11 protein-coding genes are annotated in these 11,170 nt (G+C 69.5%); 6 read left to right on the top strand and 5 right to left on the bottom strand.

The genetic code is table 11. The features are described from left to right. Nucleotides 1-138: 138 nt before the first annotated feature. The 3 genes from argC to HBH26_RS06645 are packed head-to-tail and all read right to left on the bottom strand — an operon-like array spanning nt 139 to nt 1,689. On the bottom strand, nt 139-1,050 hold the full coding sequence (gene argC / locus HBH26_RS06635) for an N-acetyl-gamma-glutamyl-phosphate reductase (protein ID WP_168133801.1): 912 nt from the start codon (nt 1,048-1,050) through the stop codon (nt 139-141). Next, nucleotides 1,047-1,394 carry an SH3 domain-containing protein gene (locus HBH26_RS06640; RefSeq protein WP_239024605.1) on the bottom strand — a complete coding sequence of 116 codons (348 nt, stop codon included), beginning with the start codon at nt 1,392-1,394 and terminating at the stop codon, nt 1,047-1,049. The genes argC and HBH26_RS06640 overlap by 4 nt, the downstream gene beginning before the upstream one ends. Next, on the bottom strand, nt 1,345-1,689 hold the full coding sequence (locus HBH26_RS06645) for a MarR family transcriptional regulator (RefSeq protein ID WP_168133802.1): 345 nt from the start codon (nt 1,687-1,689) through the stop codon (nt 1,345-1,347). The genes HBH26_RS06640 and HBH26_RS06645 overlap by 50 nt, the downstream gene beginning before the upstream one ends. A 252-nt stretch (nt 1,690-1,941) precedes the next feature. Between HBH26_RS06645 and secG the strand changes: the two genes are divergently transcribed. Continuing rightward, nucleotides 1,942-2,298 (top strand): preprotein translocase subunit SecG, encoded by a 357-nt coding sequence (secG, locus tag HBH26_RS06650; RefSeq protein WP_168133803.1) that lies wholly within the window; start codon nt 1,942-1,944, stop codon nt 2,296-2,298. A gap of 87 nt (nt 2,299-2,385) precedes the next feature. Beyond that, on the top strand, nt 2,386-4,020 hold the full coding sequence (locus HBH26_RS06655) for a CTP synthase (RefSeq protein WP_168133804.1): 1,635 nt from the start codon (nt 2,386-2,388) through the stop codon (nt 4,018-4,020). A gap of 202 nt (nt 4,021-4,222) precedes the next feature. On the opposite strand, the gene HBH26_RS06660 is transcribed toward HBH26_RS06655, so the two are convergent. Further along, complete coding sequence (locus HBH26_RS06660) at nt 4,223-4,702, bottom strand: Hsp20 family protein (protein ID WP_168133805.1); 480 nt, start codon at nt 4,700-4,702, stop codon at nt 4,223-4,225. 223 nt (nt 4,703-4,925) lie between these two features. Between HBH26_RS06660 and HBH26_RS06665 the strand changes: the two genes are divergently transcribed. The 4 genes from HBH26_RS06665 (at nt 4,926) to HBH26_RS06680 (ending at nt 10,347) form a co-directional block, all read left to right on the top strand. Beyond that, nucleotides 4,926-7,409, top strand: coding sequence for a TonB-dependent receptor (locus HBH26_RS06665; RefSeq protein WP_209308403.1), 2,484 nt, complete (start codon nt 4,926-4,928; stop codon nt 7,407-7,409). Between the two features lie 436 nt (nt 7,410-7,845). Further along, nucleotides 7,846-9,096, top strand: coding sequence for a lipoprotein-releasing ABC transporter permease subunit (locus HBH26_RS06670; protein WP_168133807.1), 1,251 nt, complete (start codon nt 7,846-7,848; stop codon nt 9,094-9,096). A 115-nt stretch (nt 9,097-9,211) separates the two neighbouring features. Next, nucleotides 9,212-9,856 (top strand): ABC transporter ATP-binding protein, encoded by a 645-nt coding sequence (locus HBH26_RS06675; protein ID WP_239024630.1) that lies wholly within the window; start codon nt 9,212-9,214, stop codon nt 9,854-9,856. A gap of 11 nt (nt 9,857-9,867) precedes the next feature. Beyond that, complete coding sequence (locus tag HBH26_RS06680; RefSeq protein ID WP_168133809.1) at nt 9,868-10,347, top strand: glutathione peroxidase; 480 nt, start codon at nt 9,868-9,870, stop codon at nt 10,345-10,347. A 114-nt stretch (nt 10,348-10,461) separates the two neighbouring features. Here the strand turns inward: HBH26_RS06680 and HBH26_RS06685 are convergent, their stop codons facing one another. Then, a complete protein-coding gene (locus tag HBH26_RS06685; protein ID WP_168133810.1) occupies nt 10,462-11,025 on the bottom strand; it encodes an HdeD family acid-resistance protein in 564 nt (187 codons plus the stop codon). Nucleotides 11,026-11,170 lie beyond the last annotated feature (145 nt).

Below are 11,170 nucleotides of genomic sequence, written 5' to 3' on the forward strand. Positions count from 1 at the left end.
CCTAGCGGATGCGGAAAGGGGTGGCGAGATGAATACGTAGGCGGCGATCCGGCCCTCGCGCCGTTCGTGCTGAGCGAAGTCGAAGCACAGCCACCAGCGCGTGGCCTTCGACTTCGCTCCGGCCGAACGGACGTCAGTTCAGACCCGCAACCCCGCCAACGGGTCCAGCCCGGCCATCAAATTCAGGTTCTGCACCGCCGCGCCCGACGCGCCCTTGCCAAGGTTGTCGAGCGTGGCGACGAGCCGCGCCTGGGTGGCGTCGGCGAAGACGTACAGGTCGAGCGCGTCGCTCGGCGGCTGGTCCGTACGGAGCAGCAGCTCGTCCGCCGCTTCGTCGTGCACGCGGACCAGTGCCGCGCCGTCGAACGCGGCGTGCAGCGCGTCGAGCAGTGCGGTGCGCGAGGGGCGGGCCGGAAGGGCCGCAAGGTGAAGCGGCACCTCCACCACCATGCCGCGATAGGCGTTGACGACTCCCGGCGCGAACACGGGCGCATGGGCGAGGCCGGCGTGGCGCTGCATCTCCGGCACGTGCTTGTGCCCGAGTGCGTAGCCGTAGCCGCGAAAGGCGAGGTCGCCCTCCGACTCGAACCGGGCGATCAGCGCCTTGCCGCCGCCCGAATAGCCAGAGACCGCATTGACCGTCAGCGGCCAGTCGGCGGGGATCAGACTGGCGCGGACCAGCGGCGCGACCAGCGCGAGAAAGCCAGTGGGATAGCAGCCCGGATTGGAGACGAAGCGCGCGTTCGCAACGTCGAAGCCGAGCTCGGGAAAGCCGTAGGTCCAGCCGTCCGCGGTGCGGTGCGCGCTCGACGCGTCGATCACGCGCGTGCGGTCGTTGGCGATCATCGCCACCGCGTCCTTCGCCGCGGCGTCGGGCAGGCAGAGGATGACGACGTCCGCGTCGTTGATCGCGGTGCGCCGCGCGTCCACGTCCTTGCGCCGGTCGTCGGCAAGCGTCACCGTCTCGATCCCCTCGCAACTCGCCAGCCGTTCGCGAATCTCGATGCCGGTGGTGCCCTCCGCCCCGTCGATGAAGACGGCGACGCTCACGTCGCGGCCTCCAGCGCGGCGGCATCGACGTAGCCGACCAGGCCGTGCGCCACGGCAATGCCCCACGCCCGCCCCCCGGTGACGTCGAGCACGTCGAACGCCTCGCCCGGCTCCAGCGCCGCGACCGGCGCGGTGCCGTCGACGAGCGGTGCCGGGAAGGCGAGCGTGCGGCGGACGGGAAGCGCGTAGTGCGGCGCGAAGACGCGATCGGCGAGACGGGCGTCGGCGAGATCGGGCCGCACCGCGAAGACGCGCGGGTCGAGCGGCCGCGACGGCCCGGTCAGCGCAAAACCGCTACGCGCTGGCGAGCCGGGGCGGGATGGTGCCGCCTGCGCCGGGTGCATGGTCGTCGCCGTCGCCGATGAGATGGCCGAACTCCTCAAGAAACTCTTCCCCTTCGGACGTGCGCGCCACGAAGATATTGCGCTTGTCGCTGTCGTCCCGCTGGCGGCGCAGATAGCCCAGCGCACCGAGGCGGTTCAAGGCGCGCGTCACCACCGGCTTCGACACGTTCAGGACGCGCGCCAGCCCGCGCACGGTGTGCGGCCCGGGTCTGAGATAGACGACGAGCAGCAGCGCCATCTGTCGGTTGGTGAGGTCGGGTTCGCCCGACCGCACATAGTCGACGAGGGCGTTCATCCAAGAACTGAGTTCGGGCTGCGCAAAGCTTGCCACGTGACCGTCCTGTCCAGCTGGGCGCCCGCGGGCGTTCCGTGTTCGTGCCGTGATTAACGCCCGCTCGCGCGGCTGGTTTCAGTCGTGTCACGATTTCCGTGGCCGCTTTCCACGGCTTGATCGTTGCGCCGCCGTGACGATGGTGCGGTTGATCGACGCGCGCCGTGCGCCTATGTGCCCGCGGTCAGCCTCCCAGCCGGATCGCGTTCTCGACCTATGTTCACCTTTCTCCTCGTCGTGCAGGCCATCATCGCGGCGGCGCTCGTCACCGTCATCCTGATGCAGCGGTCGGAGGGCGGCGGGCTCACCTCGTCGGGCAGCCCGTCCGGCCTGATGTCCGCGCGCGGTGCGGCGGATTTCCTGACGCGGGCGACGTCGATCCTGGCGAGCGCATTCGTGCTGATGAGCATCCTGCTCGCGTTCCTGGCGGCGAATCGCGGTGCGACCAGCGTCGATACCTCGCTCCAGCGGCGCGCGCCCGCGGCGCAGACCGGCCCGGCCGCGGCGCCGGCGCAGCAGCAGGCGCCCGCGCCCGCCCCGGCCGACAACGGCGGCGTCCCGCTCGCGCGCTGAACGGCGCTCCATTATCGGCAGAACGCGCGCGGCGACCCCACGCCGCGCTTGTGCGGACTCGTACTTCAAGGTTAGGCGCATCCTCCCATGGCGCGGTATATCTTCATCACCGGCGGCGTGGTTTCCTCGCTGGGCAAGGGTCTCATGGCGGCGAGCCTCGCGGCGCTGCTGCAGGCGCGCGGCTATCGCGTGCGCATCAGGAAGTTCGATCCCTATCTGAACGTCGATCCGGGCACGATGAGCCCGTATCAGCACGGCGAGGTCTACGTGACCGACGACGGCGCGGAGACGGACCTGGACCTTGGCCATTACGAGCGCTTCACCGGCGTGTCGGCGCGCCAGTCGGACAACGTCACTTCGGGGCGGATCTACAAGACGATCATCGAACGCGAGCGGCGCGGCGACTATCTCGGTGCGACGGTCCAGGTGATCCCGCACGTGACGGACGCGATCAAGGCGTTCGCGCGCGCGGAGACCGACGACCTCGACTTCGTGCTGTGCGAGATCGGCGGGACGGTGGGCGACATCGAATCGCTCCCCTTCATCGAGGCGATCCGCCAGCTGAAGAACGAGGTGGGACGCGGGAACGCGATCAGCGTCCACGTGACGCTGGTACCCTATATCGCCGCGGCGGGCGAGCTGAAGACGAAGCCGACGCAGCATTCGGTGCGCGAGATCGCGGCGCTGGGCGTGCAGCCCGACGTGATCGTCTGCCGCTGCGAGCAGCCGCTGCCGGCGAGCGAGCGCGCGAAGATCGCCCTGTTCTGCAACGTGCCGGAGAGCGCGGTGATCCCGGCGCTGGATGCCAAGAGCATCTACGCGGTGCCGCTGCAATATCACGGCGAGGGCCTCGATTCCGAAGTGCTGCGCGCCTTCGGCATCACGCCCTCCTCCGCCCCCGACCTCAGCCGGTGGGAGGAGATCGTCGAGCGGCTGATGCATCCGGAGGGGGAGGTGACGGTCGGCGTCGTCGGCAAGTACGTGGGACTTCAGGACGCGTACAAGTCGCTGAACGAGGCGCTGGTCCACGGCGGCATCGCGAACCGGGTGAAGGTGAACATCCGCTGGATCGACGCCGAACTGTTCGAAGGCGACGAGGCGGAGATCGCGGGGCATCTGGAGCCGTGCCACGCCATCCTGGTCCCCGGCGCGTTCGGCGAGCGCGGGGCGGAGGGGAAGATCGCCAGCGTGCGCTTCGCCCGCGAGCGCGAGATCCCCTATTTCGGCATCTGCTTCGGGATGCAGATGGCCTGTATCGAGGGCGCGCGCGACCTGGCCGGGATCGCCGCGGCCTCCTCCACCGAATTCGGACCCACCGAGGAGCCGGTCGTCGGCCTCATCACCGAGTGGATGACCGAAAAGGGGTTGGAGAAGCGCGCCGCCGACGGCGACCTGGGCGGGACGATGCGGCTGGGCGCCTATGACGCGAAGCTGGCGGGCAACAGCGTGGTCGCGTCGATCTACGGCGGCGACGCGATCAGCGAGCGGCACCGCCACCGCTACGAGGTGAACACCGCCTATCGCGAGCGGCTGGAAGCGGGCGGGCTCGTGTTCTCCGGCCTGTCGCCCGACGGAATGCTGCCCGAGATCGTGGAGCGGCCCGACCATCCGTGGTTCGTCGGCGTGCAGTTCCATCCGGAGTTGAAGAGCAAGCCGTTCGAGCCGCACCCGCTGTTCGCCAGCTTCATCGCGGCCGCGGTGAAGCAGAGCCGGCTGGTGTGATCTAAGCGGCCTTGCCGGGCGTCCGCTGCGGCCCCCGCCCACCGCGCCTCGGCGTCGGAAGGTGCGTTCGATACAAGGTTGGGAGGCGCAGGGAGCTGCCGACCGAATAAGGGAAAGGCGCCCGGACCCTGCGGCCCGGACGCCCCCACCGGCGCTTCGAAAGGGAGCAAAGAAGCGCCGATCGGTCCGGCGCGGTCGCGCGTCAGGCGGCCTGCGCCTCGTCGTCGGTCCGGTTCTCGACCGCGGCGAGGGGCGCGCCCGTGCGGATCGCGACCTTCTTCGGCTTCATCGCGTCGGGCACCTCGCGGACCAGGTCGATGACCAGCAGGCCGTCGACGAGCCGCGCGTCCTCCACGAAGACGAAGTCGGCGAGCTCGAAACGGCGCTCGAAGCTCCGCGTCGCGATGCCGACGTGCAGGAAGTTGGCGTTATCCTGCCCGTTGTTGCGGGCTTCGTCCTTCTTTCCGGCCACCAGCAGCAGGTTCTGCTGCGCGGTGATCTCGATCTCCTCGCGGCTGAAGCCGGCGACGGCGAGCGTGATGCGGTAGCGGTCGTCCGCCACGCGCTCCAGGTTGAAGGGCGGGTAGTTCTCCGACGCGCCGCGCGCATTCGCCTCGATCATGTCGAACAGACGGTCGAAGCCGATGGTGGAGCGGCGATAGGGGGTGAGATCAAAACGCATATCAAATCCTCCGAACGAAGCGAGTTGACGTCGGGCGCCCGCCCATGGCGCGGCGCCGATCGATGCGCGGCCCGACAGCGGCACCGCGCAGACGAGAGATGGGTGCGGCGCGAAGCGTTTCAAGGGTGCGGTAAATACCTACTTTCTTGATGGGCATTGATCGTTGCGTGCAGGTTGCGCGGGAACGAAGAAGAGGGGAATTGCCGTGTCGATCACGCTCGCCATGTTGCTGGCCGCGCAGACGGGCGAGGCGATCGCCCCGCAGGTGCCGTCGCCGCCCGCCCCCCCGGTCGTGGTGGGCGCGCCGGACGCGCCCGCGACCACCCCCGGCGATCCCGACCGTACCGAGGCCGAGGTGCAGCGCAGCTCCGCCGCCGCCGACGTCGTCGTCACCGCGCGCCGCCGCGCGGAGCAGGCGCAAAACGTGCCGATCCCGATCAGCGTGGTCGGCGTGAAGGAACTGGACGCCACCGGCAGCTTCAACGTGCAGCGGCTGCAGCAATTGCAGCCGACGCTGCAATTCTACTCGACGAACCCGCGCAACTCCTCCGTCAACATCCGCGGGCTCGGCGCGCCGCTGGGCCTCACCAACGACGGCATCGACCAGGGCGTCGGCGTCTACATCGACCAGGTGTACCTCAGCCGCGTGGCCGCGGCGACGCTCGATTTCCTCGACGTGCAGCAGATCGAGACGCTGCGCGGGCCGCAGGGGACGCTGTACGGCAAGAACACGGTCGCGGGCGCGATCAACATCACCAGCCGCGCGCCCAGCTTCACCTTCGAGGGGCGGGCCGAGGTGACGGTCGGCAATCTGGAGTTCAAGCAGGCCAAGGCGTCCGTCTCCGGCCCGATCACCGACCAGGTTGCGATCCGCCTGGGTCTCGCCGCCACCAGCCGGCGCGGCACCGTGTTCAACGTCGCCACCGGCAACTACGTCAACGAGCAGGACAATGTCGGGCTGCGCACCGCCATCCTCTACAAGCCGAGCGAGGACCTGAGCTTCACGCTGGCGGGCGACTACAGCCGCCAGAACCCGGAATGCTGCGCGCAGGTGTTCGTGCGCGTCGGATCGACGCAGCGCGCCGCCAACCGCCAGTTCGACGCGCTGGCCGCGGCGCTGAACTACGAACCGCCGAGCCGCGATGCCTTCGATCGCGTGACCGACCTGGACGCGGACCTGAACGCGCGGAACGAGCTGGGCGGCCTGTCGCTGCGCGGCGAGTACGCGCTGGGCGAGGGGACGCTGACGTCGGTCACTGCCTATCGGTTCTGGAAGTGGCTGCCCGCCAACGACCGCGACTTCACCGGGTTGCCGATCACCACGCTGTCGCAGAACCCGACGCGGCAGGACCAGTACACGCAGGAATTCCGCTACGCCGGCGAGGGGAAGGGCTTCGACTACGTCGTCGGGCTGTTCGGCTTCTACCAGGACATCCACACCACCGGCACGCAACGGCAGGGCGCGGCGGCGAGCCGCTGGCTGATCGCGCCGCCCGCGGGGGGCTGCGTCGCCGGGTCGACCGCGCTGGCGTGCGACCCGAGCGTGCTGGACGGGCTGACCGCCAGCAACGACATCCGCCTGAAGAACTTCAGCGGCGCGATCTTCGGCAAGCTGAACTGGAACGTCACCGACCAGATCACGCTCTCGCCCGGTGCGCGGCTGAACTACGACGACAAGGTCGGCAGCTACGTCAGCATCGTGCGCGACGCGGCCGGCAACCTCGTCCCCTATTCGGGCGGCACCGCGCGCCAGGCGGCGCAGCGCGACGCGATCCAGCCTCAGGCGTTCGAGGACGAGGCGTTCCGCGCCTGGAACGCGACCTACGACATCACCGCGTCGTACAAGCCGTCGCGCGACGTGCTGGTCTACGGCACCTACGCGCACACGTTCAAGTCGGGGGGGCTGAACCTGAACGGCGTGCCCGTCGTCAACGGCGTGGTGCAGACGCAGCTGGCGCAGATCGATCCGGAGAAGGTCGACCATTTCGAGCTGGGCGCGAAGACGCAATTCTGGGACCGCCGGGTGACGCTGAACGTCACCGGATACTGGACGCAGATCAGCGACTATCAGGCGATCGTCAACAACCAGTCCACGTCCACGCTGCGCGGCTATCTCGCCAACGCCGGCAAGGTGCGGGTGCGGGGCGTGGAGGCGGACTTCTCCGTCCGGCCGAGCGACCGCTTCACTCTCTACGTCAACGGCGCCTTCAGCGACGCCAAGTACCTCGACTTCGAGAACGCGCCGTGTCCGCCGGAACGCTCCGGGGGCCCCGCCGCGCCGATCGGCAGCCCCGGCGGCGCGGCGGGCGTGCCGGGCGCGCAGAGCCCGGTGCTCTGCGACATTTCCGGCCAATGGCTGCCCGGCATCTCCAAGTTCGCCTTCTCCTATGGCGGCGAGTACAATCTGCCCGCGCAGGTGTTCGGCAACGACGGCGAGGCCTATGTCGGCATCGACGCCAATTCGCGCACGAAGTTCTCGTCCAACGCCTCGCGCTCGATCTACACCGATATCGATGGGTACACGCTGGCGAACGTGCGCGCCGGCTTCCGCACCGACAGCGGCGTCAACGTCTTCGGCTGGGTGCGCAACGCGTTCGATACCGAATATTACGAAGTGCTGGCGACGACGCCGGGCAACACCGGGCTGATCGCGGGCAACGTGGGGGACCCGCGGACGTACGGGCTGACGGTGGGGCTGAGCTTCTGATCGCGCGGGCGGGGAGGGGCGACGCTCCCCGTGCGTCGGGTCAGTCGCCGGTGACGTCGCCCTCCTCGTCCACCTGCTTCGTCGCGACATGTTCCAACACGTCGGTCTGGATCAAGCAAGACGCCGGCGCGCAAAAGCAAACGCCCGGGCCGTGCGTTCACGACCCGGGCGCCTGCGTGACGATCGCTCGTCAGCCCCCAATTTCGCCCCTCCGCCCGCGCGCCTCGTGTTCGAAGCGGGGCGGGAGAAGCTGTTCCCCGAACCACGGCCATTGCCTGTGTGCCAGTGCGGTCCGTGTACGGGGCGCCATGGGCACGTGTCGACCAAAATGAACGTGGGATAAACCGATTGCGGCGAGGCTGTGACGATTCCGCCACACGCCCGCCCGCTACGCGCCCGATTGCGCCGGCGGGGCGCAGCATCTAGAGCCGCATCCATGTTGCTGTCGCGATACGAGAGCATGATCGCGCGGCGCTACCTGCTGCCGGGCCGGGGCGAGCGCTTCATCGTGCTGGTGGCGGGCTTCTCGCTCGGCGCGGTGATGCTGGGCGTCGCCGCGCTGGTGATCGTCATGAGCGTGATGAACGGCTTTCGCGCGGAGCTGTTCGACAAGATCGTGGGCCTCAACGGCCATGCCGTGGTGCAGGGGTTCAACGGCCGCCTGCCCGACTGGCGCCGCGTGGTTGCGGAGGCGCGGGCGACCCCCGGCGTCACCAGCGCGACCCCGCTGATCGAACAGCCGCTGTTCGCGACGTACAACGGCCGCGCCGAGTTCATCCTGCTGCGCGGAATGCGGGTGGAGGACATCCGCAACAATCCCGCGATCCGCAGCAAGGTGGTGGTGGGCAGCCTCAACGCCGTCACGACGGGCAGCAACAACATCGCCGTGGGCGCGCGGCTGGCCGAGGCGCTGGGGGCGACGGTCGGCTCGGAGATCTCGCTGGTCAGCCCGCAGGGACAGACCACGCCGTTCGGCACGGTGCCGCGCATCGTCAACTATCGTATCGCCGCGATCTTCGAGGTCGGCATCTACGATTACGACAAGGCGTACGTGATGATGCCGATGGCGGACGCGCAGACGTTCCTGCTGATGGGCGACAGCGTGGGCATGGTGGAGCTGGACACGGTGGACGCCGACAAGGTGGGCACGATCCTGGCGCCGCTGGCGCAGAAGGTGGCGGGCGTGGCGGTGATCGCCGACTGGCGCCGGCTGAACGCGGAGCTGTTCGACGCGCTGGCGGTGGAGCGGGTGGCGATGTTCGTCGTGCTGTGCATCATCATCCTGGTCGCCGCCTTCAACATCGCCTCCTCGCTCATCATGCTGGTCCGCGCGAAGACGCGCGACATCGCGATCCTGCGCACCATGGGCGCCAGCCGCGGGGCGATGCTGCGCATCTTCATGACGGTGGGCACGACGATCGGCGTGCTGGGCACGCTGGCGGGCCTGGTACTGGGCGCGGTGTTCCTGTTCTATCGTCAGGCGGTGGTGAACTTCGTGCAGCTGGTGACGGGGCAGAATCTGTGGGACCCGTCGATCCGTTACCTGACCGAGCTGCCGTCGAAGCCCGATCCCGTCGAGATCGCCGCGATCGTCCTCGTCACGCTGCTGATGACGTTCCTGGCCACCGTCTACCCCGCGTCCAAGGCGGCGGGGACGGACCCGGTCGAGGTGCTGCGCTATGAGTGATGCAAGCGAAGCGGCGCACGGCCAGCGCGGCGACGCCGGCGCCATCGGGCGCGGCTTCGCCGCGTCTGACGGCGCGGTGGGTGACGGTGCCGCCCCCGTCCTGCAGACCACCGGCCTGTCCCGCGCCTTCACCCAGGGGGGCGAGACGATCCATGTGCTGCGGGGTGTCGACCTCGCCATCGCGCCGGGGGAGATCGTGGCGCTGCTGGGCCCGTCGGGTTCGGGCAAGTCGACCCTGCTCCAGGCGGTCGGCCTTCTGGAGGGCGGGTTCGAGGGGTCGATCCGCATCGCCGGGACGGAGGCGGCGAAGCTGGACGCGGCGGGACGCACCGACGTGCGGCGCGACCGGCTGGGCTTCGTCTATCAATTCCACCACCTGCTGCCCGATTTCGACGCGATGGAGAATGTCGTCCTGCCGCAGCTGATCCACGGCGCGGAGCGCGCGGCGGCGGAGGATCGCGCGACCACGCTGCTGACCGCGCTGGGCGTCGGCCACCGGCTGCGCCACCGCCCGGCGCAGCTGTCCGGCGGCGAGCAGCAGCGCGTGGCCGTCGCCCGCGCGCTGGCCAACCGCCCCGCGCTGGTGCTGGCGGACGAGCCGACCGGGAACCTCGACGAGCATACCGCGGACCGCGTGCTGGGCGAGTTCCTGCGGCTGGTGCGCGAGGAAGGGTCCGCCGCGCTGGTGGCGACGCACAACGAGCGGCTGGCGGCGAAGATGGACCGCGTCGTCAGGCTGCACGAGGGTGTGCTGACGTAGAGGAGGCGGACATGGCGGCGATCACCGATTTGCGGGTTACTGGCGCCGACGGGGCCGCCGTTCCGCTCGACCGCTGGAAGGGGCAGGTGCTGCTGATCGTGAACACCGCCAGCAAGTGCGGCTTCACTCCGCAGTACGAGGGACTGGAGGCGCTGCACCGCCGCTACGCCGCGCGCGGGTTCGAGGTGCTGGGCTTCCCCTGCAACCAGTTCGGCGCGCAGGAGCCGGGCGACGCGGCGGAGATCGCCAGCTTCTGCTCGCTGACCTACGACGTGACCTTTCCCCTCTTCGCGAAGATCGACGTCAACGGGGCGGACGCCGACCCGCTGTTCGAGCGGCTGAAGGCCGACGCGCCGGGATTGATGGGGACGAAGGCGATCAAGTGGAACTTCACCAAGTTCCTGATCGACCGCGACGGGCGCACCGTGCGCCGCTACGCCCCGACCACGAAGCCGGAGGAGCTGGCGAAGGACATCGAGGCGCTGCTGTGAGCCGCCTCGACCCGACGGGCACCTGGCGCATCCTGGCGGCGATGTTCGTGCTGATCTGCCTGGTGATGGTCGGGCTGCTGTCGCTGATGGCGGTGCTGCACTTCCGCTGAGATGCTATCCCGGCGTGGCGAAGGCGGGGGCGCCGCTGCGGTGGTCGTTCGCGGCCATGATCGCCGCGGCGCCGCCGAACACGAAGCTGATGCCGAGGAGATAGCCCGGCAGCGTCAGCGCGGAGAAGGGCACGGTCAGCACGATGAAGGCGGCGAGCAGGATGTTCACCACGCCCATCGCGATCAGCAGCCCGCGCCGCCGCCGCGTGCGCACGCCGAACACCAGCTCCATCACGCCCCGCGCGCCCAGCCAGATCGCGACCATCAGCGTCAGCGACACCGCGCCCGCGACCGGATTGAACGCCATCACCGCGCCGACGACGACCGAGAGGATCCCGAAGACGATCGCGTAGCCGCGCGATTCGCTGCCCCGGCCGAGCGCGCCAGCCGCGATCGAGAACAGGCCGGAGACGAGGAAGGCGACGCCCACCGCCACCGTCGCCGCGACGGTCGCGATCCACGGCCACACGAAGGCGGCGAGCCCGGCCAGCACGGACACGATGCCATAGGCCATGATCCAGCCCCAGCCCGCGCCGGTGGTGGGCGAAGGAGCGCGCGTATCGGTCATGTTGATGATCCTCCTGTTGCGCGGCGAACGGAAAAGGAGGCGGGCGGTTCCTCGCGCCCGAACACCCTCGCCACGCAGGTTCCGTCACCCCGGCCCTGTGCCCACAGCCCCGGCATGACGGCAGCGGAGGTAGCGACATGATGGC

Origin of the sequence: Sphingomonas corticis, assembly GCF_012035195.1 — a bacterium.
GTDB classification, from domain to species: Bacteria; Pseudomonadota; Alphaproteobacteria; order Sphingomonadales; family Sphingomonadaceae; genus Sphingomonas; species Sphingomonas corticis.